Raw genomic sequence first — 25,366 nt, forward strand, 5'->3', positions numbered from 1 at the left:
CCGCTGGCAAGCGAACAACGTGCAGTCGGGCGCGTTCACGTGGGTGCGCAGCAACCTCATGCGCGAGCTCCCGCTGCCTTAGGCGTTCGTGCCAGGCGCGAACCTCAATCGATCCTGATGCCGTTCGCCTTGATGAGGCGGCCCCAGCGTTCGCGTTCGTCCTTGACATACCTGGCCATGTCGTTCGGCGTGCCCGGCAGCCCTTCCACGCCCAGCGCCTGGAAACGTGCCTGCACCGCCGTCGAGTTCAGTGCGTCGACCAGCGACTTGTTGAGCTTTGCTACCGTGTCGGCAGGCGTGCCGCTCGGCACGGCGAGCCCTTGCCACGCATAGGCCTCGAAATCGCTCAGCCCTTGTTCGGCGAGAGTCGGCACCTCGGGCAAGGTCGCGATGCGCTTGGCGCTTGCGACTCCGATGGCCTTGACCTTGCCGGCCAGCACGAACTGGTTGCCGCTGGCCGTGTCGACCATCATGAAGGGCACCTGGCCGCCCAAAATGTCTTGCATCGCAGGCGCCGCGCCGCGGTAGGCGACGTGCGTCATGGTGATGCCGGTTTTTTCGCGCAGCAGCTCGGTGGCCAGATGGTGCGGACTTCCGGCACCGGCCGAGGCGTAGTTCACACCACCGGGTTGCGACTTGGCCCAGGCGATGAATTCCTTGAAGTTCTTGGCCGGCACCTGGGGTCCCACCACCAGAACGAGCGGAAAACGCGCCAGCATGCCGACCGGCGCGAGGTCCTTCTCGGCGTTGTAGCTGAGCTTGGAAAACAGGAACGGATTGGCTGCGAGCGTCGCGAAGTCGGCCGTCAGCATGACGCTGCCGTAGTCCTTCGAGCGGGCCACATAGTCGGCAGCGATGTTGGTCGCCGCGCCAGGCTTGTTGTTGATGACGACGGGCCGGGCCAGGCTCTTTGACATCGCCTCGGCCGTGGCGCGTGCGACGGAGTCGGAACCGCCGCCTGCGGCGTAACCGACCACCCATTCGACGGGCTTGGTGTCTTGCGCAATGGCGAGATGGGTGGTTGCGGCCAATGCGAGGCCGGTCAGGAAAAGGCGAATCATGGGTTTTGTCTCCGGTGGTTATGAGTGCTGAATCACTGGCGCGTTGCGGCGGCGAATGCCTCGCGCAGCAGGGGCAGCGATCCGATGTGATTGGCCAGCACGAGCACCAGCCGTGCATTGAAGGCGTGGCTTTCGTCCGTGGAAAGGCCTTGGTGCGCTTCGATCAGTGCCTCGTAGAAATCGTCCGAGGCATCGATGTTCGGTGCGGTCGTCAGGTGCGCGGCGGTGGTTTGCGGCATGGCAGGGATCCTTCAGGCGTTGCGGCAAAGCGCGCGATCGAGCGCGGCACGCACGATGCCGGCGTCGGCCCGGCGCCATCGCGCGCACACGTGCTGGTCGGGGCGCAACAGGTAGACCGTGCCGTCCCGCGCGTCATAGCGCCGGGTCGCCATCGCGTGAGCCTCATCGATCGGAATTCGCACCGTCGCGAGGGGTACGCCTGCGGCGGCGCCGGCTTCGGTTACGGCGCGCTCCGCGCGGTCCGCCGTCTCGCCATCGCCGAACACCACCGCCGTGAATGCAGAGCGCCCTGCTTCCCGCAGCAGCCAGCCTGCCTTGCCGTCGGACCGGATCACCGGTGCGTCCGCGGCCACGGCGCCCGGCACCATGCCTCCTTGGAAAGCGTCGATGTCCGGCGTGTTCAACGCCGACGTTCGCAGCGTGGCGGGCACGGACAGCCGGCCGCTGTTGACCAGGGTGCGCGCAAAGGCGTGTGACTTCGCGAGCTCCAGCACCGCGTCCCGGAACAATCTGCTGATCTCGCTCTTGGGCGTAATGAAGTCGGTGGCGCGGGTCGAGTTGAGGATGTTCTCGTCGGCCGCGTATTCGCGCTCGTGGCCATAGCTGTCGAGCAGCGCATCGGGCGCCTGGTGCCGCAGGACCGCGGCAAGCTTCCAAGCCAGGTTCTCGGCATCCTGCACGCCCGAGTTGGCGCCGCGGGCGCCGAACGGGGAAACGCCGTGCGCCGAATCGCCCGCGAAGAACACGCGGCCCTGCCGAAACTGATCCATCCGCAGGCACGAGAAGGTGTAGACGCTCGCCCATTCGAGATCGAACTGCGCGTCTTCGCCCAAGAGCGCCTTGACGCGGGGAATGATCTTCTCGGGCTTCTTCTCTTCTTCCGGGTCGGCGTCCCAGCCGAGTTGGAAGTCGATGCGCCAGACGTTGTCGGGCTGCATGTGCAGCAGCACGCTCTGGTTGCGGTGGAATTCGGGGTCGAACCAGAACCAGCGCTCGGCCGGCCGGTCGAGCTTCATCTTCACGTCGGCAATGAGGAAGCGGTCCTTGAACTGCCGGCCCTTGCTCTCCAGCCCCAGCAACCCGCGCATGCTCGAGCGGCTCCCATCGCAGGCCGCGACATGATCAGCCTCGAGCTGGTACGCCCCGTCGGGTGTCTCGACCGTCAGCTCGACGTGGTCTGCGAGCTGCACCACGCCCGTGACCTTGTTCTTCCAACGCACATCGATCAGCGGCAACTCGGACACGCGTTCGGCCAGAAAACCTTCCACGTAGTACTGCTGCAGGTTGATGAAGGCGGGGCGCGCATGGCCCGCTTCCGGCAGCAGGTTGAAGCTATAGATCTCCTCGCTCTTGAAGAACACACGGCCGACGTTCCAGGACACGCCCTTGTCGACCATTCGCTCGCCACATCCGAGCCGATCGAAGATCTCCAGCGTGCGCTTTGCAAAGCAGATGGCGCGGGAGCCGGTGGACAGCGTGTTGTCGTTGTCCAGAAGGACCACCGGAATCTGGTGCTGCGCCAGATCGATGGCCAGCGCCAACCCCACCGGGCCTGCGCCGACGACGACCACGGGGCGGCGCACCGACGCCTCGGCGTCCTGGTCGGGATGGCGCTTGTAGTCGAAACGCAGGCTTTGGTAGTCGATCACGTGTTGTCTCCGTGTCCTTGTCTTCTGTACTGCTCCTTCCCCCGCTGGGGAAGGCTGGGATGGGGGCTGACAGCGCTGGAATCTGGCGCTCTGCCTGCCCCCACCCCACCCCAACCCTCCCCCGGAGGGGAGGGAGCTAGACGATCAGCCTTCGAGGGTCTTCCACATCTCGACGTCGCGCTCGGCCGTCCAGATGCGCGGGTCCGGGTACTGGGTGGCCTCGTCGTAGCAGCGCGTCACGTCGAAGGGCATGCAGTGGTCGAAGATCACCCAGTGGCCATACTTGGGCTTGAGTTGGGCGAAGGTGTCCTGGTAGACCGCATGGAGGTCCTTGCCCGCGGCCACGCCGGCTTCGACGCAGGCGCGCACGTCGGCGATGAAATCGCCGGTGGCCTTGAGGCCGGCTGCGACCTGCTCTTCGCCCGACAGCGCGGGGCCGCGTCCCGGAACCAGTGCAGCCGGTTTGAGCGCGGCGATGTTCGCGAGCGTCTGCGGCCAATCCTTGAAATACGCATCCCCTGCGTAGGGCGTGGCATCGAACTCGACCAGGTCGCCGCTGAGCAGCACCCGGTCCTTTGGCAACCAGACCACGGTGTCGCCCTTGGTGTGGCCGCGGCCCAGCTGCAGCAGTTGCACCTCGAGGGTGCCCAGCCACAGCGTCATCTTGCCGGTGAAGGTCATGGTGGGCCAGGTCAGGCCCGGCGGCACCGTCTCGACGTTCTGGAACAGGCGCGGAAAGCGGCCGATCTCGCTGGCCTTGTCCTGCTCGCCTCGCTCGACGATCAGGTCGCGGGTGTCCTGGCTCGAGATGATCTGCTGCGGCGCGAAGCCGCTCGCGCCCAGCACGCGCACCGCGTGGTAGTGCGTGAGCACCACGTACTTGATGGGCTTGTCGGTCACCTCGCGAATGCGCCTGACCACGTCTTGCGCCATGGCCGGTGTGGCCTGGGTGTCGGCCACCAGCACGCAATCGTCACCGATCACGATGCCGGTATTCGGGTCACCCTCTGCGGTGTAGGCCCAGGCGTGCTCCGAAAGCCTCGTGAAGCTGATCTGCTTCTCTTCAAGGTCGGCTTGCGAGGCGAATTTCTTGGCGGTGTTCATGCGGGGCTCCTTGGGATCGGTATTTGTCTAAAACAAACGCATTTGCAGTATGCAACTTAAATTTGTTTATGGCAAACTGATTTGTCGAAACGGACTTGCGGACTTTCCCTAGGTCGATCGGCCACGCCAGGCGATTCGCACGTCGCAAATCTCTCTTCGGCGGCGCACTAGACTTCCAGCAACTTGAAAGGCGATATGCGAGACAGCCATCCCGAAGAAGCCGCGAAGGAAGACAAGGCGCAGCGCGCCGTCCAGGCGATCGAGGTGGGGGGACGATTGCTGCTTGCCCTGGCCGACAGCCAGACGCCCCTGACGCTCAGGGACCTCTCGAGCCGATCCGGTCTTCCCGCTTCACGCGCACACCCGTACCTGGTGAGCTTCGGCAAGCTCGGGTTGATCGAACAGGAAGCCGAGACCGGCCGCTATGCGCTTGGCCCGGCCGCATTGCGGCTGGGACTGACGTGCCTGCACCAGCTGGATCCTGTACGGGTCGTGCTGCCCATCGCCCAGCAGCTGGCGGCGTCCACCGGACACGCGGTGGCGGTGGCCATCTGGGGCAATTTCGGTCCGACGATCATCCGGATGATCGAGGCGCGCGAACCACTGCACGTCTCGATGCGCGCAGGCACCGTGATGTCGATCCTCGGCACGGCCACCGGCCGCGCGTTTGCGGCCGTGCTGCCTGCTGATCGCATCGAGAAGGCCATGGCCGTGGCGCTCGGCGACCCGGAAGACCGCAAGGCGCCGCTAATGAAGCCGAAGACCAGGGAACTGCGCGAGGCTGTGGCGGAGCTCCGCGACCATGGCGTCACACGCGCCGAGGGAAAGCCGATTCCCGGTGTCAACGCTTTCAGCGCCCCTGTGCTCGATCACGACGGCGAACCCATGGTCGTGATCACGGCGCTCGGGCATCAGGACAGTTTCTCGGCCGACTGGAACTCCAGCGCCGCGTCAGCCGTTCGCCATGCGGCCGCAGAAGCATCCAGCCGTCTTGGCTGGCGCGGTTGAGGCCGGCGCTTTAGCTCGGCACCCATTCAGGCCGGGGCGCCCTCCCCGTGTAGCCGCACGATCAAGGCGCGCATCCAGGCCACGGCGGGATCGCGGTGATACCGCCCATGCCAGAACAGGCTGATCGCGATCTCCGGCAGCTTGGCCGGATGGCGGACATATGACAGCCCGAAGGGTCCCGCCAGGGCCTGAGCGAGCCGCTCGGGGACCGTGGCCACCAGGTCGGAATCGTGCAGGATGTGGCCGACCGCCACGTAGTGCGGCACCGTCAGCACGACCTTGCGATCGATCTTCTTGCGGCTGAGAAGCTCGTCGGCCTTGCCGTGGCCGGTTCCCTCCGACACCACGACCACGTGGTCGGCCTGCGAGAACTCGGCCAGCGAAATCTGCCGCTTGTCCAGCGCATGGCCGCTGCGAAACATGCAGACGTAGTGCTGCTTGAACAGCCGCCGCTGGAAATAACCGCTCTTGAGCTGCGGCAGCAAGCCGATGGCGAGCGTGACATGGCCCGATTCCATCTCGTCCTGCAGATTGACCGCCGTGTTGCGAACGGTGCTCAGCGACAGGCCCGGTGCCAAGCGCGCCAGCTCCTTCATGAGCTTGGGGAGGAAATAGATCTCCCCGATGTCGGTCATGCCGATGGTGAAGGCGCGCGTCGAGGTGGCCGGATCGAACGAGCTACGCTGGTTGATCGCGGCATGGATCGTCTGCAGGGCGCTCGCGGTCGGCTCGGCAAGCTGCTCTGCGAACGGCGTCGGTTCCATGCCTTTCGGCGTCCGAAGGAACAGCGGGTCGTCGGTCAGCTTGCGCAGGCGCGCCAACGCGTTGCTCACGCCCGGCTGCGAAAGGCCGAGATTCGTCGCCGCCTTCGACACCCGTCGATCGATGAGCAGCTGGTTGAACACCACCAGCAGGTTGAGGTCGATGTCCTTGAGCTCCACGCCGGCTCCCATTCGCGAAATCTATATGAGGTATTCGGCACATTCTATTGAACGATGGAGCCGAACTGTCGATCATCGGGTACCACGAGACGAGCGGCGCATGCAACATGGCCGCACAGGAGACAACACATGGACGACACGTCAGCAGTCTTTCCCCAGAAGATCCACTGGGAAGACAAGGGCACCAGCCGCATCCCCTTCATGGCCTACACCGAGGCCGACCAGCACCGGCGCGAACTCGAGCGCCTGTTCTACCGCGGCCACTGGTGCTACGTGGGCCTGGAGGCCGAGATTCCGGAGGTCGGCGATTTCAAGCGCACCGTCGTCGGCGAACGCTCGGTGATCATGGTGCGGGATGCCGAGGACTCCATCAGCGTGGTGGAGAACGTGTGCGCGCACCGCGGCATGCAGTTCTGCCGCGAGCGGCACGGCAACCGCAAGGCCAGCGGCTTCACCTGCCCCTACCACCAGTGGAACTACTCGCTGGGCGGCGATCTGCAAGGCGTGCCCTTCCGGCGCGGCGTCAAGCAGGACGGCAAGGTCAACGGCGGGATGCCGGCCGACTTCAAGCCCGCCGACCACGGCCTCAACAAACTCAAGGTCGCGACCCGCGGCGGCGTGGTGTTCGCGTCCTTCGATGCGGACGTGGAGTCGCTCGAAGACTTCATGGGCCCGGAAATCATGGGCTACTTCGACCGCCTGTTCAACGGCCGCAAGCTGACGATCCTCGGCTACAACCGCCAGCGCATTCCCGGCAACTGGAAGCTGATGCAGGAGAACATCAAGGACCCGTACCACCCGGGCCTCCTGCATACGTGGTTCGTCACCTTCGGGCTCTGGCGTGCGGACAACAAGTCGGAGCTCAAGATGGACAGCCATCATCGGCACGCCGCCATGATCTCGACCCGCGGCGCCAGCGGCAAGGCCAACGAAGTCACGCAGGTGTCGAGCTTCAAGGAAAGCATGAAACTCAACGATGACCGCTTCCTGGACATCGTGCCCGAGCCGTGGTGGAAGGGCCCCACGGCGGTGATGATGACGCTGTTCCCGAGCGTGATCTTCCAGCAGCAGGTCAACAGCGTCTCGACCCGGCACATCCAGCCGAGCGGCCCCGGCGCCTTCGATTTCGTGTGGACGCACTTCGGCTTCGAGGACGACGACGATGCGATGACACAGCGGCGGCTGCGCCAGGCCAATCTCTTCGGACCGGCAGGCTTCGTCTCGGCCGACGACGGCGAGGTAATCGAGCTTTCGCAGAAGGGCTTCGAACAGAAGCCTTTCCACCGCACGCTCGCCGAGCTCGGCGGCCGCGAGGTCGGCGACACGGACCACATGGTGACCGAGACGCTGATCCGGGGCATGTACGAGTACTGGCGCAAGGTCATGGAGGCTTGAGATGAACTTCCAGGACTACTTCGACCTGACCCAGCTCTACGCCCGCTACGCCCAGGCCGTGAGCTCCGGCGAATGGGAACTCTGGCCGGAATTCTTCACAGACGACTGCAGCTACCGGCTGCAGCCGCGCGAGAACTACGACCGCGGCTTTCCGCTGGCCACACTGTCGTTCGAGAGCAAGGGCATGCTGAAGGACCGCGTCTACGGCATTCGCGAGACCCTGTTCCACGACCCCTACTACCAGCGCCACGTCGTCGGGACGCCGCTCGTGCTGAAGGCCGAGGCGGACCGCTTCGAGTGCGAGGCCAACTACGCGGTGTTCCGCACCAAGCTGTCCGAACTCTCGAGCGTCTTCAGCGTGGGTCGCTACATCGACGTGGTCGTGCGCACCGAGCAAGGACTGAAGTTCGCCTCGCGCCAGGTCATCTACGACAGCGAAATGATCCCCAACTCCGTCATCTATCCCCTCTGAGGCCAGCCATGAGCGATTCCCAATGGACCGACGCCGCAACCGTCGACGAGGTGCCCACCGATGATGTGGTCGGCATGGTGGTCGGCGGACGCGACATCGCGCTGTACAACGTGGACGGCCAGATCTACGCGACCGACAACGTGTGCACCCACGGCCATGCGCGCCTGTGCGAAGGCTTTCTCGAAGGGCACGAGATCGAATGCCCGCTGCACCAGGGCAAGTTCGACGTGCGCAACGGCAAGCCGACCTGCGCCCCCGTGACCGAGGCGATCCGCTCGTACCCCGTGAAGATCGACGCGGGCCGCGTGTTCCTTTCGCTGGACTGATGCCCCTCCTTTCTTCCATGGCCTTGAACCCATGACCACCGAAACCATCGTCATCGTGGGCGCCGGCCAGGCCGGCGGCTGGGCCGCGCAGACGCTGCGCAGCGAAGGCTTCGCGGGCCGTGTGGTCCTGGTCGGCGACGAGCCCCATCGTCCTTACGAGCGCCCGCCGCTGTCCAAGGCGGTGCTCTCCGGAGACGCCCATGCGGAAACGACGCATCTGCTGAAACCGGATGCCTTCGATGCGCTCGGCATCGACTGGCGGCCGAGCGTGGGCGCGACCTTCATCGACAGGGCGGCGAAGCAGCTTCGCCTCACGCATGGAGAGCCCGTTGCCTACGACAAGCTCATCCTCTGCAACGGCGGTCGGGCGCGCCGCCTCAATATCCCGGGCGCGGATCTGCCCGGCGTCTTCACCCTGCGCAGCATCGAGGATGCGGCGGCGCTTGGCGCCGCGCTATCTGCCGGCAAGCGGCTGCTCGTCGTCGGCGGCGGCTGGATTGGGCTCGAGGTGGCCGCCACGGCCCGGAAGAAGGGCCTGGGCGTGACCATCGTCGAAGCGATGGGCCGGTTGTGCGAACGCACCGTTCCGTCCGAGATTTCAGACTACCTGCTGCAACTGCACACCTCCCACGGTGTCGATGTGCGCCTGGGCACGGGCATCGAGCGCCTCGCACAGAACGCGCAAGGTGGCCTCACGGCCTCGTTCGGCGACGGAAGCGAGCTCGCGTGCGACGCAGTCCTCATCGGTGTCGGCCTCGTTCCCAACGACGAACTCGCCCGCGAGGCGGGCCTGGCGTGCGATGGCGGCGTGCTGGTCGATTCGCAATGCCGCTCGTCGGATCCCGACATCCTGGCCGCGGGCGACGTGGCGGCATGGCACTGCGAATGGGCGGGCCGGCGGATGCGACTGGAGTCCTGGCAGAACGCCCAGGAGCAAGGCATCGCCGCCGCGCGCGCCGCGCTCGGCACCACGGTGAACCATCAGCCGCTGCCCTGGTTCTGGTCGGACCAGTACGACGTCAACCTGCAGATCTTCGGCATGCCTGCGCCGGCGCATCGCGTGGTGCTGCGCGGCGACCAGAGCGCCAGCAGCTTCGTGATGTTCTTCCTCGACGGCGACAAGGTCGTCGCCGCGCTGGGCCCCAACTCTGCGCGCGACCTGCGCTTTGCGCGGCGCCTGATCGAGCGCCGCACCAGCGTCGATGCAGCCCAGCTCGCCGACCTCCAGGTGCCGCTTTCCACGCTTTGACTTACGGATGCGCAACGCGCGTCCGCCCCGATCCACGCACTGCAAACATCATGACCACCACCTATCTCTGGACCCCTCCTCCGATCGCCTCGCTACCCGTTCGAGGCAAGACGGAGCGCCTGCCCGTCAACCGCCTGTTCTTCGTCGGCCGCAACTACCACGCCCACGCCATCGAGATGGGCCGGCCAGTCGACAAGACGGTGGAGGTGCCGTTCTATTTCACCAAGAGCCTGCCGACGCTGGTGGAATCCGGCGCCACCGTGGCCTATCCACCCGGCACGTCCAACTACCACTTCGAGATGGAGCTGGTGCTCGTCGTCGGGGCGCCCGGCTTCCGCGTCGACCGCGCCGACGCGCACAAGCTGATCTACGGCTACGCCTGCGGCCTGGACATGACGCGGCGCGACCTGCAGCTCGTGGCCCGCGACAAGGGTCGGCCCTGGGACCTCGGCAAGGACGTGGAGCAGTCGTCGGTGGTGTCCGAGGTCGTCCCAATGGCCGGCACGGTGCTCGAGCAAGGCGCGCTGGCGCTGAGCGTGAACGGCCAGGAGCGCCAGCGCTCCGATCTTTCCAAGCTGATCTGGAACATCCCCGAGCTGATCGAGGACCTGTCGAAGTACTACCACCTGCAGCCCGGCGATCTGATCTTCACCGGGACACCCGAAGGCGTGGGCGCGCTCCAGCCTGGCGATCGCGTCGAAGGCAGCGTGGCCGGCGTGGGCGAGATCACGCTCACGGTCGGTCCAGCCGAGTGAAGCGCAAGCCGACGTAATCCGGCTCTCGACAAAACGACACAGCGGACAGAAGCGCCACGCGAGCGCTCGCTGCAGCGGTCCCCACGAAGGAACTTCCATGACAGTCGACACCGTCCCCTCCCCCGTGCGCCTGAAGGCCGTCGCGGGCCCGGGCCAACCCGAGCCCAGCCCCGCACTCGAGCAGCTCTACCGGGGCTTCGAAAGCGAACTGCTCGTTCCGCTGTGGACAGAGATCGGCGACCTGATGCCGCGGCACCCGCGCAGCAAGGCGGTGCCTCATCTCTGGCGCTGGGATCGCCTGGTCGAGCTGGCCAGCGAGGCCGGGCGCATCGTTCCCGTGGGCCGCGGCGGCGAACGGCGCGCCATCGCGCTGGCCAATCCAGCGCTCGGCGGCAGGCCGTTTGCCACGCCCACGCTGTGGGCTGCCATCCAGTACCTGATGCCGGGCGAGGATGCACCGGAGCATCGCCACTCGCAGCACGCGTTCCGCTTCGTGGTCGAAGGCGAAGGCGTGTGGACCGTGGTGAACGGCGATCCGGTGCGGATGTCGCGCGGCGACTTCCTGCCGCAGGCCGGATGGAAGTGGCACTCCCATCACAACGCAGCCAGCGCGCCGATGGCGTGGATCGACGGGCTGGATATTCCTTTCTCGTATTTCACGGAGTCGCAGTTCTTCGAGTTCGGGCGAGAGCGCGTCAGCACGGTCGAGAAAGCCACGCCGGAGCGCTCGCGCTCGGAGCGCCTGTGGGGCCACCCGGGCCTACGTCCGCTCTCGCAGCCGGAGGCGCCGACAGCGACGCCGCTCCTGGCTTACCGCTGGGTCGACACCGACCGCGCCCTGGCCGACCAGCTGGCGATGGAGGATGAAGGCCATCCCGCCACATTGAGCCCGGGCCACGCGGCGGTTCGCTTCACGAACCCGAGCACCGGACGCGACGTGCTGCCCACGATGCGCACCGAGATGCACCGCATCAGGCAAGGCGCGAGCACCCTGGTGCAGCGCGAGGTCGGCTCATCGGTCTACCAGGTGTTCGAAGGCAGCGGCACCGTGAAGGTGGGCGAGCAGCAATGGAGCGTCAAGCGCGGCGACATGTTCGTCGTGCCGTCGTGGCAGCCCTTCGCGGCCCATTGCGATGCCGCCAGCCAGGGGACGCTCGATCTCTTCCGCTTCAGCGACGGACCGATCTTCGAGGCGCTGCACGCGCATCGAACGCAGGTGGGCGAGTTGGCGTAGCACGCTGCACGACGCTCGGCCGGCCCCGCCGCCCTTGCAACCTTTTTTTATTTCATAAGCACTTGAGACAAGACATGACGACACGCTCTCCTTCCCTCCGCCGCACCAGCCTGGTTCTGGCCGCCCTCGCCTGCGCGGGCGCCAGCCAGCTCGCGGCAGCCGCCACCATCGGCTTCATGGCGCCGCTGTCGGGGCCGATCGCGGTCGTCGGCCAGGACCAGGTCGACGGCTTCATGCTGGCGGTCGAGCAGCTCGGCGGCAAGCTCGGCGGACAACCGGCCACGGTGCTCAAGGAAGACGACCAGCTCAAGCCGGAGATCGGTGGGCAGATCGTGCGCAAGTTCATCGACAAGGACAAGGTCGATGCCATCGTCGGCCTGAGTTTTTCCAACGTGATGATGGCCAGCCTGCCGCGCATCGCGGAGTCCGGCGTCGTCGCCATCGCCACCAACTCGGGGCCGTCGCCCTTGGCCGGCGCCGGTTGCAAGCCCAACGTGTTCTCGACCGCCTGGCAGAACGACGGCGCCGCCGAAGCCATGGGCAAGTTCGCGCAGGACAAGGGGGTGAAGAAGGTCTACCTGATGGCCCCGAACTACCAGGCCGGCAAGGACATGCTGACCGGCTTCAAGCGCTACTTCAAGGGCCAGATCGTCGAAGAGGTCTACACCCAGGTCAACCAGCCCGACTATTCCGCCGAGCTCGCGCAGCTGCAGGCGGCCAAGCCCGATGCCGTCTTCGTGTTCTATCCCGGCGGCATGGGCGTGAACTTCATCAAGCAGATGGCGCAGGCCGGCCTGATGGCCAAGCTGCCCCTCTACTCGGTCTTCACCGTCGACGGCACCACGCTGCCCGCGTTGCGCGATGCGGCCGTCGGCAGCATCAGCGGCGCCATGTGGGACGCGGCGCTGGACACGCCCGAGAGCAAGAAGTTCGTGGCCGACTTCGAGGCCAAGTACAAGCGCACGCCCAGCGAGTACGCCGCAACGGCCTACGACGCGGCCAACATCCTGAACATTGCGCTGGGCAAGGCCAAGCCCGGTGACAGCAAGGCGCTGGCAGCCGCCGTCAAGGCCGCGGGCAGCGAAGTGAAATCGGTGCGGGGGCCCTTCGCCTTCAACAACAACAACCTGCCGGTGCAGAACTACTACGCATTCGAGACGGTGAAGAACGGCAGCAGCGTCACAGGCAAGCTGCTCGCCACGCCACTGCCGAAACAGGTCGATGCCTACCACGCGCAGTGCGCGCTGAAGTGATCCCATGAGCAGCACGGTTGTTCTTGCACAGCTGCTGAACGGGCTCCAGTACGGCGTCCTGTTGTTCCTGCTGGCGGCGGGGTTGACGCTGGTCTTCGGCATCATGAGCTTCGTCAACCTGGCGCACGGCTCCCTGTACATGATGGGGGCCTACTTTGCGGCCACGGCCTTCCAGTACACGGGATCGTTCGGATGGGCCGTTGCTGCGGCCATGGGCGGCTCGCTGCTGTTGGGCCTGGCGCTGGAGTTCGTGGCGGTGTCGCGTCTTTATCGGCGGGACCACCTCGATCACGTGCTGGCCACTTTCGGCCTCGTCCTGTTCTTCAACGAGCTGGTGCGCATCGTCTGGGGGTCGCAGCCCGTCTTCCTGCAGGTGCCCGAGTTCCTGAGCGGCGCCATCGACATCGGCGGGTTCAGCTACCCCTCGTATCGGATCGCCATCATCGCGGTCGGGCTGGCCGTCGCGGTCGGCTCCTGGCTGCTGATCAACAAGACCAAGGTCGGCATGCTGATCCGCGCCGGCGCCGTCAATCCCGCGATGGTGGCCGCGCTCGGCGTGAACATTCGCCTGCTGAACGCGATGCTCTTCGCCGTCGGCGCGATGCTGGCGGGGCTTGCCGGCGCGATGGCCGGGCCGATCCTGTCGGTGCAGTCGGGCATGGGCGAGTCGGTCCTCATCACGACGCTGGTGGTCATCGTCATCGGCGGCATCGGCTCCGTGACCGGGGCCTTCTATGCCGCGCTGATCGTGGGCATCGTCGACACCATGGGCCGCGTGTTCCTGCCGTTCCTGCTGCGCCAGGTCACCGAGCGTTCGTTCGCCGATGCGGCCGGACCCGCGCTGGCTTCGATGCTGGTCTACCTGCTCATGGCCGTGGTGCTCGCATGGCGCCCCCAAGGTCTCTTCCCCGCCAACAGGTAGTCCCATGACCACACTTCTTTCACGCCCGAGCACCTGGGTGCCGCTGCTGGTCCTGCTGCTGCTGGCAAGCGTGCCCTTCGTGGCCGAGGCCACCGGCCAGACCTTCTACATCGCCTTCTTCGCGCGCATCATCATCTATGCGATTGCCGCCTGCGCGCTCAACATCGCGCTGGGCTACGGCGGCCTCGTGAGCTTCGGCCATTCGCTGTTCCTCGGGCTCGGAGCCTACGCGGTCGGCCTGGCGTCCTTCCATGGCATCGGCAGCGGCTGGGTCCACCTGCTGCTTTGCCTGGGTGCCTGCGGCCTGGTCGCGCTGGTCACCGGTGCGATCAGCCTTCGCACCAGCGGCATCGCCTTCATCATGATCACCCTGGCCTTTGCGCAGATGGGCTACTTTCTGTTCGTGAGCCTGAAGAACTACGGCGGCGACGACGGCCTGTCGATTGCTCTGGGCAGCCGCTTCGGCCCCGTCGACCTGTCATCGGCGACCAGTGTCTATGTCGCGGCGTTCGTCGTGCTGGTGCTTTCGATCTGGTGGCTCGCGCGCCTGCGCGTTGCGCCATTTGGGATGGTGATCCGCGGGGCCAGGCAGAACGCGCGGCGCGTGAGTGCCGCCGGCATTCCGGTGGTGCGCTACCAGCTGCTGGCGTATGTGCTGTCCGGCATGCTGTGCGGCGTCGCAGGGCTGCTGCTGGCCAACCTCAACGCCTTTGCCTCGCCCAGCACGCTCGCATGGTCCGTCTCGGGCGAACTGATCGTCATCGTCGTCATCGGAGGCCTGGGTACGGTGTTCGGCCCCCTCATGGGTGCACTGGTGTTCCTTGGCCTTGAAGAGGTCCTGAAAGGCTTCACCGAGCACTGGATGGTCATCTTCGGACCGCTGATCGTGATCGTTGCGCTGCTGGGCAAGCGAGGCATCGTCGGCCTGCTCGAGCGCTTCGACGCACGCGCAACAAGTGCGGCGCCGGTGCCCGCAACTGCCGAGGCCGCACCCCACACGCTCTCCGCAGCGAAAGGATCTCCATGATGACCAGCGTCCTTCGCACCGACGCGCTCACCAAGCGCTTTGGCGCACTGCTCGTCACCGACTCGGTGTCGCTCGACATCCATGAAGGCGAGCTTCACGCGATCATCGGCCCCAACGGGGCCGGCAAGACGACCCTCATCAACCAGCTGTCCGGCGAGCTCGAAGCGGACAGCGGCAGCGTGTGGTTCCGAGGCGCCGACGTGTCCGCGCTGCCCATCCACCAACGCGCGCAACGCGGCTTGCTGCGGTCCTACCAGATCACCTCGATCTTCGAGGACTTCAGCGTGATCGAGAATGCGACCTTCGCGGCGCTGGCCTCGCGCCGTCACGCCTTCCGGTTCTGGCGACCCATGGCAGCCGACCACCAGGCGCGCCAGTCTGCCGAAGAGGCGCTTGCCGCCACCGGGCTCGCCAACCGCCTCCACGTGCCGGCCGGCGACCTGGGCTACGGCGAGCGCCGCCAACTCGAGCTGGCCATGAGCCTGGCGGCCGGTCCCAAGTTCCTGTTGCTCGACGAGCCCATGGCTGGCATGAGCGTGCAGGAATCCACCAGCGTCATCGCGCTGCTGCAGCAGCTGAAGCGCCAGTACACGATCCTGCTGGTCGAGCACGACATGGACGCGGTGTTTGCCTTGGCCGACCGCATCAGCGTGCTGGTCTACGGAAAGATTTTGTTCACCGGCACGCCGGAAGAAATCCGCAACCACCCCGAAGTGCGGGCCGTTTACCTGGGCGAAGAAGAGGCCGAAGCATGAGCGAATTCCTGTCGGTCCAAGGCGTGCAGGCCTCCTACGGCCACGCGCAGGCGCTGTTCGACATCTCCTTCTCGGTCGGCACGGGCGAGGTCGTCACCCTGCTCGGCCGCAACGGCATGGGCCGCTCGACCACGGTCAAGTGCCTGTTCGGCATGCTGCCTGTTTCGGCCGGCAGCATCTCGGTGGGCGGCACCCGGGTGGACAGCCTGCCCTCGCACCGCATCGCGCGCCACGGCCTTGCGCTGGTGCCCGAGGGCCGCCAGGTCTTTCCCAACCTCACGGTGGAAGAGAACCTGGTCGCCACCGCGCGCGACAACAAGAAGGGCATTGGCGAGCGTTGGAGCTTGCACCGCGTCTATGAGTTCTTTCCTCGCCTCAAGGAGCGGCGCGGCAACCTCGGCTCCCAGCTCTCGGGCGGCGAGCAGCAGATGCTGGCCATCGGCCGCGCGCTGATGACGAACCCGCGCCTGTTGGTGCTCGATGAGGCCACCGAAGGGCTTGCGCCACTGATCCGCAACGAGATCTGGCGCTCGCTTGCGGATCTCAAACGCGACGGGCTGTCGCAGATCGTCATCGACAAGAACGTCAAGCCCTTGCTGAACCTGGCGGACCGGCACTTCGTGATCGAAAAAGGGCGCGTGGTCTGGCAAGGCAGTTCCACCGAACTGCGCGCGCAGCCGCAGATCGTCCACCAGTACCTGGGCGTGTAGCGGTCCGTTGAATCTCGCTCGCGGATCCGCGGGGGTTGCGGGGCGCCCTCAGGGCTCCCCGCCCGTGCCCGCGTAGCTGGCAAGCGCAGCCAGCACGACGGCCAGCTGGTCCTCGCCCACCTCCTTCGACATCTCGCGCTGAGCCTGTGCCACAGCGCGGCCGAAGTCCTTCAGCCAGCTTTCGCCTACCTGCGTGAACCGGACGATGCGCACGCGCTTGTCCGCGGGATCGGCCATCCGCTCGACGAGCCCGATCGATTCGCATTGGTCGATCAGCTCCGTCATCGCGGCGTTCGTCATTGCGGCGCGCCGGGCGAGTTCGGTGATGCGCGTACCTCCGATGTCGAGGTGGCGCGTGAGATTGACGTGCGAGCGGCGCGTCTGCGCATGGCCGCGCTCGACCATCAGCGACATGACGCGCTCCTCGAAGCGGCGAAGCGCGCTGCTGAGCAGGCGTCCGACGTTGTCGGTGCGCCATCCCTCGTCGACGCGCGCTCCCTTTCCGGGTGTAGGGGAATTCCTCAAAGCCTTGCAATCCTGAAGTATTTAGGTAACCTAAGCATCTATGCGGAGTCATCGCTTCGCCGGCGATGCCGAGCCCATACGGCCCCAAGTCCATGACCTATTCCACCAATACTACGGCCCCCGCGCAGCCACGCACGCTGGAGACAGAAATCCTGATCGCGGGCGGCGGCCCGTGCGGCCTCATGCTGGCCAACGAACTCGGCCGCCGGGGCATCCGCTGCCTGCTGGTCGATGCCAAGCCGGGAACCGCCTTCAACCCGCAGGCCAACGCCACCCAGGCGCGCACGATGGAGCACTTCCGCCGGCTGGGCTTCGCGCACGAGATCCGGCGCCTGGGCCTGCCGGCCGACCATCCGACCGACATCGCCTACTTCACGCGCTACACGGGCCATGAACTGGCCCGCATTCACTTGCCGACGGCCGCGCAGGCCACCGAGAAGATCAAGGCGATGACCGGCTCGTGGAGCGCGGCCGAGCTGCCGCACCGCGTCTCGCAGAAGTTCGTGGAGGCGGCCCTGCGCGGCCATGCCGAGGCGTGGCCCACGTCCGACGTGCGCTACGGCTGGCGGCTGGAACGCTTCGCCGACACTGGCGACGGCATCGATGCGTGCATCCGGCCCACGGAAAGCGGCGCCCCGGTCGAGGTGAAGGCCAGGTTCCTGGTCGGCGCCGACGGCCCGCGCAGCATTGTGCGCAGCGAGCTCGGCGTCGAATGGGGCGGCGTCACTGGCATCCAGCGCGACTTCATGGGCGGCAAGATGTTCGCCATCTACCTGCGGTCTGCGCAATTCATCTCGGCGCTGACGCATCCCAAGGCCTGGATGTACGTCGCGGTCAATCATGAGCGGCGTGCCTTCATGGCGTCCGTGGACGGCGTCGCCGAGTACGCTTTTCATGCGGCGGTGCATCCGCACGAAAACCCGGAGACCTGGACCGAAGCCGATGCACGTCGCATCTTCGCGCAGACGGTCGGCGTGGACGTGCCGATCGAGATCCTGTCGATGGGCGTCTGGCAGGCCGGCCACGCCCTGGTTGCCAAACAATTCCAGCGCGGCCGCGTGTTCATCGCGGGCGATGCGGCCCATCTGTTCACGCCCACCGGCGGCCTGGGCTACAACACCGCGGTCGAAGACGCGGTGAATCTGGGCTGGAAGCTGGCCGCCGTGCTGCGCGGGCAAGCCCCCGCCGCACTGCTGGAAAGCTACGAGGCGGAGCGCCGTCCGCTGGCCGAGCGCAACACGGGCTATGCGAGGCGGTTTGCCGATTCGGTCGGCCTGTTCGCTGCAAGCCCCGAGCTCGAAGAAGACTCGCCCCGCGGCGATGCCGAGCGCCGCGCCGCCGCCGAGCATCTGGACGCGCACGCACGGCTGGAGTTCAACATTCCCGGCGTCACTTTCGGCGGGCGCTACGACGGCTCGCCGGTGATCGTGGCCGATGGCACGGCGGCGCCGCCCGATGAGCCGAATCGCTACGTTCCCACCGCCTGCCCCGGCGGCCGGCCGCCGCATGCCTGGCTGGACGATGGCCGTTCGCTGTTCGATCTTTTCGGGTGCGACTGGACTGTGCTCGTGCTGGGCTCGGAACCGCCCGACACGGCGCCGTTCGAAGCTATCGCGCACGCGCGCGGCCTGGAGCTGCGGATCGTGCGGCTTGCAGAGCCCATGCTGCGCGACCTGTACGAGGCACCGCTCGTGTTGATCCGTCCCGACCAGATCGTCGCCTGGCGCGGCAGTTCCGCCGACGACGCGCAGGCTGTTTTGGACCAGGTCACGGCCCACCGTTCCCTTCAGGAGAGCCACCCATGAAACCACTTGATTCATTCACCATCACCGACGCCGTGCTCGAGTCGATGGATCGATGCCCCGATGCCCGGCTGCGCACCGTGATGGGCAGCCTGGTGCGTCATCTGCACGACTTCGCCCGCGAGGTGAAGCTCACCGAGGACGAGTGGTGGCACGGCATCCGGTTTCTTACCGACGCGGGACACATCACCGACGACAAGCGGCAGGAGTTCATCCTGCTGTCGGATGTGCTCGGACTGTCCACGCTGGTCATGGCTCAGAACAACAGCAAGCCGGCGGGCTGCACCGAGGCCACGGTCTTCGGACCCTTCTTCGTCGAAGGCGCGCCCATGGTCGAGCATGGCGCCGACATCGCCAACGGCGCCAAAGGTGCGCCCTGCTTCGTGCAGGGCCGGGTCACCGGGCTGGACGGCGAACCGGTTACTCACGCGCTGGTCGATGTCTGGCAGGCCGACGAAGGAGGTTTTTACGACGTGCAGAAACCCGACCCGTCGCTGTCCGAGCATCGGGCCCGGGCCCAGCTGCGCACCGATGCCGACGGCCGCTACCACTTCCGCTCCATCGTGGCGCATGAGTACCCGATCCCTCACGACGGCCCGGTGGGCGCCCTGCTCGATGCGGTCGGCCGCCATCCGTGGCGTCCGGCGCACCTGCATTTCATGATCCAAGCGGAGGGCTACGAGCGGCTGATCACCCACGTGTTCCGGCGCGGCGGGCGCTACCTGGAATCCGATGCGGTCTTCGGCGTGCGCCCGAGCCTCATCGCCGAGTGGGAGCGCCACGAAACCGGCGACCCGGCCAAGCCTCCGGTCTACTACACACTGGACTACGACTTCGTGTTGAACCGCAGCACACCGTCGGCGGACTGAACGATGGAGCGCCTGGCCTTCACCTACCAATGCGCACCGGCCCGAGTGGTGTTCGGACGCGGCAGCCTGAGTCACCTCGAAGAGGAACTGCTGGCCTTGAACGTGCGGCGGGCGCTGGTGCTATGCACGCCCGAGCAGCGCGAAACCGCGGAGTCGGTCGCGGCGCGGCTGGGCGTGCGCGCCGCCGGCGTCTTCGATCGTGCCGTCATGCATGTACCCATCGAGACCGCGCGCGAAGCCGTGGCCCACGCCCGGTCGGTGGGCGCCGATGGCATGGTCGCCGTCGGCGGCGGCTCGACCATCGGCCTGGGCAAAGCCATCGCACTGGAGCATTCGCTTCCCATCGTGGCCATTCCCACCACCTACGCCGGCAGCGAGATGACGTCCATCTACGGCATCACCGAGGATGGCATCAAGAAGACCGGCCGCGATGCACGGGTGTTGCCGCGCACCGTGTTGTATGACCCGGACCTGATTCGCACGCTGCCGCTCAAGGTGTGCGTGACCAGCGGCTTCAATGCCATGGCGCACGCTGCGGAGGCGCTCTATGCGCACGATCGGAATCCGGTGGTGTCGCTCATGGCGGAGGAAGGCCTGCGCGCCATGGCCGCCGCACTCCGCACGTTGCAGGAAGCGCCGCAATCCGATGCGGCACGCGAACGGGGGCTCTACGGCGCCTGGCTGTGCGGCACGGTGCTGGGCGCCGTGTCCATGGGCCTGCATCACAAGCTGTGCCACACGCTGGGCGGCAGCTACAACCTGCCGCACGCCGAGACGCACACCGTGATGCTGCCGCACACGCTGGCCTACAACGCCGCCAGCGCGCCGGACGCCATGTCGCGTGCGGCGCGCGCGCTCGGCACCGCGGAGAACCGCGTGCCGCAAGCGATTCACGATCTCATGCGTGCGACAGGTGCACCGCTGGCGCTGAAGGAGCTCGGCCTGCCGATGGAGTCGCTCGACCGCGTGGCCGATCTCGCCGTGCAGAACCCGTACCCCAACCCGAGGCCGCTCGACCGTGCCGCATTGCGCGTCATGCTGCAGCGCGCCTACGAGGGCGCGCCGCCCTTGCCTTGAGCGACGCGGCGCCCGCCATGACGCCGCGCTTTCCTCATGCGACCATGCAGTTGCAGCTGAGCGACCACATGCCGCCTTCGCCGCTGGCGATCCAGCTGTGCGCATGGATGTGGCCGGCGCAGCTGTCGCCATCGGCGTGCGTGTGGCCACAGGCGTGCGACCCGCGCATCGCCTTGGCAAGGTAGCGGCCCTCCTCCTCGGCCGCGCGGGCCGAAGCGACGGGCGACCAGTCCGGATTCACTGGCAGCGGTGCCGGCGCCATGGAACGATAGGGTCCCTTGGCATGCACGATCTGCCCGTCCAACACCGTCAGCACCGATTCGATCTTGCGGATCTGGTCCTCGGGCACGGCGAAATAGTCGGCCGACAGCACGGCCAGGTCGGCGAGCTTGCCCGGTTCGAGCGAACCCTTGACCGCCTCGTCGCCGGAGAACCAGGCGCTGCCCTGGGTGTACAGCCGCAGCGCCTGCTGCCGGTCGAGCCGGTTCGCGGTGCCCACCAGCCGCAGGCCACCGGCGGTGCGCCCGGTCACGAACCACTGCAGCGAGATCCATGGGTTGTAGCTCGCGATGCGGGTGGCATCGGTGCCCAGGCCGACCGGTACACCGGCACGCAGCATCTCGCCCACGGGCGGCGCGCGATCGGCCACGCCGGCCCCGTAGCGGCGCAAGAAGCTCTCGCCCTGGAAAGTCATGCGGTTCTGCACGGCGATGCCGCCGCCCAGCGCCTTCACGCGGTCGATGTTGCGCGGCGAGATCGTCTCGGCATGGTCGAGGAACCAGCGCACGCGGTCGAGCGGCGCATCGCGCTGCACGCGCTCCAGCACACCCAGGAGCGGCGTGATGGATTCGTCGTAGGAAGCGTGGAACTGGAACGGCCAGCCGTGCTCGACGAACAGGCGGATGACTTTCTCGAACTCCGCCTCGGCGGTTGGCTGCAGGTTGGGCCGCGGCAGCAGGAAGTTGGCCGAATCGAAGGCCGAGAATGTGAGGATCTCGCCGGCACCGCGGATCTTGTAAATCGGATCGTCGGTCAGTTTCACCTGGCGGATCCATGACGCGAAATCTTCATACTCCTTGCCCGGCGAAAAGCTGAACATACTGCAGGCCACGCGCACCGTGAGGTGCCTGCCGCCGGCCAACTCGCTCATCAATGCGTAGTCGGCCAGGTTGTTGTCGGCGCCGCCGTCGCTCACGCTCGTGATGCCCACGCGATTGAGTTCGCTCATGAACTGGCGCATCGAGTTCAGCCGCGCCGCATGGTCCAGCTGCGGTGCGCGGCGCATCGCCGAGTACACCGAGAACATGCTGGGCTTGGCGAGGATCAGGCCCGTGGGGTGGCCGAGCGCGTCACGCACGATCTCGCCGCCAGCGGGCTGCGGCGTGTCCTTCGTGTAGCCCAATGCCCGCAGCGCCGCCTTGTTCAGCAGCGCCGTGTCGTAGAAGTGCAGCAGCATCACCGGCACGTCGCTCGAGACGGCGTTGATCTCCGCGATGGTCGGCATGCGCTTTTCGGCAAACTGGAACTCCGACCAGCCGCCTAGCACCCGCACCCACTGGCCGGGCGGTGTGCGCTGCACCTGCTCCCGCAAGAGCCGCAGCGCATCGGCCAGCGACTCGACCTCGTCCCAGCGCACCTCCAGGTTGTACTGGAGTCCGCCGTTGATCAGGTGGATGTGCGAGTCGTTGAGGCCCGGGATCACCACGCGGCCGGCCAGTTCGACCAGCGTCGTGCCGGGCCCCTGGAATGCTGCGGTTTCTGCCTCGGAACCCACCGCCAGGATCTTGCCGTCACGCACGGCGGCGGACGACACCACGCGGTTGCGTGCATCGAGCGTGTGGATCCTTCCGCCCCGAAGGATCAGGTCGGCCTGCGTCGAGCCCGGCGCGGTGGCACAGCCAGGCAAGCCCATGACGGCGGCCGCACCGGCGGCTCCCTGGAGGAGGGTTCTGCGGTACATGTCGGGCTCCCGGTTCAGTGGTTGTGAAAAGCGGCTTCGTGGAAGCTCGGGTCGTAATAGGTCGCGGCATCGTGCAGCCTGGCGCCTGGCCCGCCGAACTTGGCGCGCAGCTTCACGACGGTCTCGACGCCTGCAAGGTCGATCTGTGCGCGGCGCTGGAAGCTTTCAGGGCGGGACAGCAACGCGCGGTAGGCGCTGTCCGCTGCCTGCGGCGGTGTGTTCGGCGGCATGTGGGCCAGGAAGACCCTGAGCGCCTCGTCCTTGTTGCGGGGCTCGCGCAGCCAGTCGACGGCGCGCGCATGGGCGCGAATGTAGCCCCGCACGCGCTTCGGATGGGCACGCGCCCAGCCCTGGCGCACCGCGGCCACGACGCCCTGGTAGTGGCCAAGCTCGTCCGTCGCATTGGCCAGGCGGTTGAAGCCCAGCGCTTCGGCCATCACGTCGAACGGCGCCACCAGCATGGTCGCCGCGTGCTTTCGCTCCAGCAGCGACTGGTAGCGCTGCAACACGCCGCCCGCCCGCTCGGTCTTGTAGTCGCGGTCCAGCACCAGGCCGTGGCGCTCCAGCAGTTCAAGCAGCACGAAAGCGTAGCCGGTGGTCAGGGCGTCCACCGACAGTGTCTTGCCCCGCAGATCGGCATAGCCGCGGCTCTCCGGCGACGCGACCAGCCGCAGGAAGCCCGCATCCGAACCCATGACCGCCACCAGATCCGGCCCGTCCACGCCCGCCTCGCCCTGCCCTTCCCGGTAGGCGATGACGTTGTCCATGGCCGTCATGGCGATATCGAACTCCCCCTGGATCAGGCCCCTCATCTGGAACGTGGAGTTCGGTGTCGGCGTGATCGCGACGGCCAGCCGCTCGCTGGCGAAGAACCCCTTGTCCTCGGCCACCCACAGCGGCCAGTTGAATGCGCCGGGAAACACGATGACGCGCAAAGCCGACGGAGCCTCCGCCACCACACGGCTCCCGCCGGCGCATCCCGCGACCAGCGTGGCCAGCAACGGAACAATGAAAAACCGGATGAACATGGACCCCTGTTTCAAGACCTGCTTCACTGACACCTCCTCCGTCTGGTTGTGCGATGCAGCCGCGGCTACACGATGCGGGTTTCGAGCTCTCCGAGCGCCTCGATCCATACCCTCGTCACGTCGCCGCGCTTGAGGAAGGTGCCGGTCTCCATGCCGACACCTGCCGGCGTACCGGTCAGGATCACGTCGCCGGGAAGCAGGTCCACACGCTCGCTCAGGTAAGCGATCTGTTCGGCAACGCCATAGAGATGGTTGCTGGTGTTCGAGTCCTGCCGCAGCTCGCCATTGACCCAGAGCTTGATGGCCAGGTTCTCCGGCGAGCGGACGAACTGCGCCGGCGTGAACACCGGGCCCAATGGGCACGAGCCGTTGAAGCACTTGTGCCCGATCCAGTCGAAGCGAAAGGGAGAGGAAGGATCCACGCCGTCCCGCACCAGGTGGTCGCGCGCCGACAGGTCGTTGGCGCACATGTAGCCCGCCACGTAATCCAGTGCGCTGCTCACGCTGACCTTTGCGGCACGCCTGCCGATCACGACAGCGAGTTCGGCCTCCCAGTCCAGGCGCTCGGTGCGCGCCGGATACGCAACTTCGCCGCGGTGGCCGGAGAGGGTTGCGGCACCTGCCTTCAGGAAGTGCCAGGGCGGCACGCCCTCCTTCTTCGGATCGAGCACGAGCTTCTGGTTGAAGGCGAGGCCCATGGCTTCCACGTGATCGCGGTAGTTGGCGCCGGCCGCATAGATGGCGCCAGGCCGGCCGAATGGGGAACGCAGAACCAGGCTGGCCGGATCGAGCGTAGCGGGCGAGAACCGATCCGGCTTGGCGGCAAGGTCCGCGGCCAGCTTGTCGAGTTCAGGCATGCACGATGCCCAGTGGGCAACGAGGTCATCGAGGCTCGCCGCTGCCAGGCTCGTGCAACCAGCCGTGCTTGCCACATGGCCCAAGTCGAACCAGTCCGCGCCGATCGAAATGCCGGACCGCGCAATGCGTTCCGTTTTTTCATAAGTGAACAGTTGATACTTCATGGAGGTCATTCGAGAGAGAAGCTGCCGCTTGGGTTGGATGGGCGCGATTCGGCTTCCAGCAGCTTGATCACGGCGGAAATGTCTTCTTCGCCCATCCCGCCTTCCAGCGCCCGCAGGAAGTAGGGAGCGGCGGCAGAAAAGAGAGGCGTGGCGCAACCCAGCTCACGCGCCATCCCAGCGCCGAGCCGCAGGTACTTGTGCAAGGTGTTGAACGAGCCGGGCGCGGGCGTGAAGGCCCGCGCGGCCATCAGCGGCGCGCGGATCGTGAACATGGCGGAATTGCCCGCGCCCTGGCGAATGACTTCCGCGACCCGCTCAGGCGCGAAGCCTGCGCGAACGCCCATGTTCATGGCTTCCGCGGCGGCGAGCGTATGGATAGTGACGAGCGTATTGGCGATCAGCTTCATCGCGACCGCGGAGCCGACATCGCCCAAGTGGAACTGGTGCTCCGTGATGGCATCCAGTACCGGCTTGCATTCCTGAAACAAGCCCTCGTCGCCCCCCACGTAGAGGGCAGCGCGGCGCTCGACCACCATGGGAGGCGATCCGCTTACCTCGGCTTCGAGCATGCGGGCACCGGCCTGTTGCACACGCAGCGCTTGCTGCACCTTGTAGTCCCGCGTGTAGGTGCCCATCTCGATGACGATCTTGCCGGGAGCGAGTGCTTGCAAGACACCGTCTGCGCCGTGGAGCACCGCCGCCTGCGCGTCTTCACCGGGCAGGCACAGCAACAGCACGTCGGCCTCGCGGGTCACTTCGGCCGGAGATTGCAGCGCCTCGCCGCCGGCGCGCGAGAACGCCTCGCGGTCCGTGCGTCGGAAGCCGACCACCCTGAAGCCGGCTCGCATGAGATTGACGGCGATGGGCAGGCCGAGCTGGCCGATGCCGATCATGCCGATGACGTGATGAGGTTGTAGCACCTGTGTCTCCTGGTTATGGAAGCGGATTCTGCGGTTCCGACAAGCATCAATCCAGACCGATT

At 66.6% G+C, this 25,366-nt stretch carries 25 protein-coding genes; 15 read left to right on the plus strand and 10 right to left on the minus strand.

What is annotated here, in order from left to right; all coding sequences use genetic code 11:
* Positions 1–104 precede the first annotated feature (104 nt).
* From J2X92_RS02245 to J2X92_RS02260, 4 genes are all read right to left on the minus strand, one after another.
* Entirely contained in the window at positions 105–1,061 is a 957-nt protein-coding gene (locus tag J2X92_RS02245; RefSeq protein ID WP_307573027.1) for a Bug family tripartite tricarboxylate transporter substrate binding protein, read from the minus strand.
* A gap of 32 nt (positions 1,062–1,093) precedes the next feature.
* The gene (locus tag J2X92_RS02250; protein ID WP_307573029.1) at positions 1,094–1,300 is read right to left on the minus strand and encodes a DUF2783 domain-containing protein; all 207 of its coding nucleotides are present in this window, start codon (positions 1,298–1,300) and stop codon (positions 1,094–1,096) included.
* 12 nt (positions 1,301–1,312) lie between these two features.
* Complete coding sequence (locus J2X92_RS02255) at positions 1,313–2,950, minus strand: FAD-dependent oxidoreductase (protein ID WP_307573030.1); 1,638 nt, start codon at positions 2,948–2,950, stop codon at positions 1,313–1,315.
* Between the two features lie 144 nt (positions 2,951–3,094).
* Positions 3,095–4,054 carry an MBL fold metallo-hydrolase gene (locus tag J2X92_RS02260; RefSeq protein ID WP_307573031.1) on the minus strand — a complete coding sequence of 320 codons (960 nt, stop codon included), beginning with the start codon at positions 4,052–4,054 and terminating at the stop codon, positions 3,095–3,097.
* 183 nt (positions 4,055–4,237) lie between these two features.
* Between J2X92_RS02260 and J2X92_RS02265 the strand changes: the two genes are divergently transcribed.
* Positions 4,238–5,062 carry an IclR family transcriptional regulator gene (locus J2X92_RS02265; protein WP_307573032.1) on the plus strand — a complete coding sequence of 275 codons (825 nt, stop codon included), beginning with the start codon at positions 4,238–4,240 and terminating at the stop codon, positions 5,060–5,062.
* Between the two features lie 26 nt (positions 5,063–5,088).
* Here J2X92_RS02265 and J2X92_RS02270 read toward each other — a convergent pair whose 3' ends face one another.
* A complete protein-coding gene (locus tag J2X92_RS02270; protein WP_307573837.1) occupies positions 5,089–6,003 on the minus strand; it encodes a LysR family transcriptional regulator in 915 nt (304 codons plus the stop codon).
* A 129-nt stretch (positions 6,004–6,132) separates the two neighbouring features.
* Here J2X92_RS02270 and J2X92_RS02275 point away from each other — a divergent pair, with 129 nt between their 5' ends.
* The 11 genes from J2X92_RS02275 (at position 6,133) to J2X92_RS02325 (ending at position 16,101) form a co-directional block, all read left to right on the plus strand.
* Complete coding sequence (locus J2X92_RS02275) at positions 6,133–7,398, plus strand: aromatic ring-hydroxylating dioxygenase subunit alpha (protein WP_307573034.1); 1,266 nt, start codon at positions 6,133–6,135, stop codon at positions 7,396–7,398.
* A gap of 1 nt (position 7,399) precedes the next feature.
* Entirely contained in the window at positions 7,400–7,870 is a 471-nt protein-coding gene (locus tag J2X92_RS02280; RefSeq protein WP_055795472.1) for an aromatic-ring-hydroxylating dioxygenase subunit beta, read from the plus strand.
* Positions 7,871–7,878: 8 nt separating this feature from the next.
* A complete protein-coding gene (locus tag J2X92_RS02285) occupies positions 7,879–8,196 on the plus strand; it encodes a non-heme iron oxygenase ferredoxin subunit (RefSeq protein ID WP_307573037.1) in 318 nt (105 codons plus the stop codon).
* A gap of 31 nt (positions 8,197–8,227) precedes the next feature.
* Positions 8,228–9,445: an NAD(P)/FAD-dependent oxidoreductase gene (locus tag J2X92_RS02290; RefSeq protein WP_307573038.1), complete on the plus strand. Its 1,218-nt coding sequence runs from the start codon at positions 8,228–8,230 to the stop codon at positions 9,443–9,445.
* Positions 9,446–9,495: 50 nt separating this feature from the next.
* A complete protein-coding gene (locus J2X92_RS02295) occupies positions 9,496–10,200 on the plus strand; it encodes a fumarylacetoacetate hydrolase family protein (RefSeq protein ID WP_307573040.1) in 705 nt (234 codons plus the stop codon).
* 97 nt (positions 10,201–10,297) lie between these two features.
* A complete protein-coding gene (locus J2X92_RS02300) occupies positions 10,298–11,434 on the plus strand; it encodes a cupin domain-containing protein (RefSeq protein WP_307573041.1) in 1,137 nt (378 codons plus the stop codon).
* A 74-nt stretch (positions 11,435–11,508) separates the two neighbouring features.
* On the plus strand, positions 11,509–12,687 hold the full coding sequence (locus J2X92_RS02305) for an ABC transporter substrate-binding protein (protein ID WP_307573043.1): 1,179 nt from the start codon (positions 11,509–11,511) through the stop codon (positions 12,685–12,687).
* A gap of 4 nt (positions 12,688–12,691) precedes the next feature.
* A complete protein-coding gene (locus J2X92_RS02310; RefSeq protein WP_307573044.1) occupies positions 12,692–13,609 on the plus strand; it encodes a branched-chain amino acid ABC transporter permease in 918 nt (305 codons plus the stop codon).
* Between the two features lie 4 nt (positions 13,610–13,613).
* Positions 13,614–14,636: a branched-chain amino acid ABC transporter permease gene (locus tag J2X92_RS02315; RefSeq protein ID WP_307573046.1), complete on the plus strand. Its 1,023-nt coding sequence runs from the start codon at positions 13,614–13,616 to the stop codon at positions 14,634–14,636.
* Positions 14,636–15,391: an ABC transporter ATP-binding protein gene (locus J2X92_RS02320; RefSeq protein WP_307573048.1), complete on the plus strand. Its 756-nt coding sequence runs from the start codon at positions 14,636–14,638 to the stop codon at positions 15,389–15,391. The genes J2X92_RS02315 and J2X92_RS02320 overlap by 1 nt, the downstream gene beginning before the upstream one ends.
* On the plus strand, positions 15,388–16,101 hold the full coding sequence (locus tag J2X92_RS02325; RefSeq protein WP_307573049.1) for an ABC transporter ATP-binding protein: 714 nt from the start codon (positions 15,388–15,390) through the stop codon (positions 16,099–16,101). Before J2X92_RS02320 ends, J2X92_RS02325 begins: the two co-directional genes overlap by 4 nt.
* Before the next feature lie 48 nt (positions 16,102–16,149).
* On the opposite strand, the gene J2X92_RS02330 is transcribed toward J2X92_RS02325, so the two are convergent.
* Complete coding sequence (locus J2X92_RS02330; protein ID WP_307573050.1) at positions 16,150–16,626, minus strand: MarR family winged helix-turn-helix transcriptional regulator; 477 nt, start codon at positions 16,624–16,626, stop codon at positions 16,150–16,152.
* Positions 16,627–16,718: 92 nt separating this feature from the next.
* Here J2X92_RS02330 and J2X92_RS02335 point away from each other — a divergent pair, with 92 nt between their 5' ends.
* Genes J2X92_RS02335 through J2X92_RS02345 form a run of 3 tightly spaced genes read left to right on the plus strand, consistent with a single transcriptional unit; the run spans position 16,719 to position 20,374 of the window.
* On the plus strand, positions 16,719–18,431 hold the full coding sequence (locus tag J2X92_RS02335) for an FAD-dependent oxidoreductase (protein WP_307573052.1): 1,713 nt from the start codon (positions 16,719–16,721) through the stop codon (positions 18,429–18,431).
* A complete protein-coding gene (locus J2X92_RS02340) occupies positions 18,428–19,297 on the plus strand; it encodes an intradiol ring-cleavage dioxygenase (protein ID WP_307573054.1) in 870 nt (289 codons plus the stop codon). The genes J2X92_RS02335 and J2X92_RS02340 overlap by 4 nt, the downstream gene beginning before the upstream one ends.
* 3 nt (positions 19,298–19,300) lie before the next feature.
* Entirely contained in the window at positions 19,301–20,374 is a 1,074-nt protein-coding gene (locus tag J2X92_RS02345; RefSeq protein ID WP_307573056.1) for a maleylacetate reductase, read from the plus strand.
* 34 nt (positions 20,375–20,408) lie between these two features.
* Here the strand turns inward: J2X92_RS02345 and J2X92_RS02350 are convergent, their stop codons facing one another.
* The 4 genes from J2X92_RS02350 to J2X92_RS02365 form a co-directional block, all read right to left on the minus strand.
* Positions 20,409–22,286, minus strand: a complete 1,878-nt coding sequence (locus tag J2X92_RS02350) for an amidohydrolase (protein WP_373424783.1) — start codon at positions 22,284–22,286, stop codon at positions 20,409–20,411.
* Between the two features lie 62 nt (positions 22,287–22,348).
* Complete coding sequence (locus J2X92_RS02355) at positions 22,349–23,362, minus strand: ABC transporter substrate-binding protein (protein ID WP_307573059.1); 1,014 nt, start codon at positions 23,360–23,362, stop codon at positions 22,349–22,351.
* 65 nt (positions 23,363–23,427) lie between these two features.
* Positions 23,428–24,384: a fumarylacetoacetate hydrolase family protein gene (locus J2X92_RS02360; RefSeq protein WP_307573060.1), complete on the minus strand. Its 957-nt coding sequence runs from the start codon at positions 24,382–24,384 to the stop codon at positions 23,428–23,430.
* A 5-nt stretch (positions 24,385–24,389) separates the two neighbouring features.
* The gene (locus tag J2X92_RS02365; protein WP_307573061.1) at positions 24,390–25,304 is read right to left on the minus strand and encodes an NAD(P)-dependent oxidoreductase; all 915 of its coding nucleotides are present in this window, start codon (positions 25,302–25,304) and stop codon (positions 24,390–24,392) included.
* Between the last annotated feature and the right edge of the window lie 62 nt (positions 25,305–25,366).

Source organism: Variovorax paradoxus (assembly GCF_030811855.1).
In the GTDB taxonomy this organism is placed as follows: Bacteria; Pseudomonadota; Gammaproteobacteria; order Burkholderiales; family Burkholderiaceae_C; genus Variovorax; species Variovorax paradoxus_L.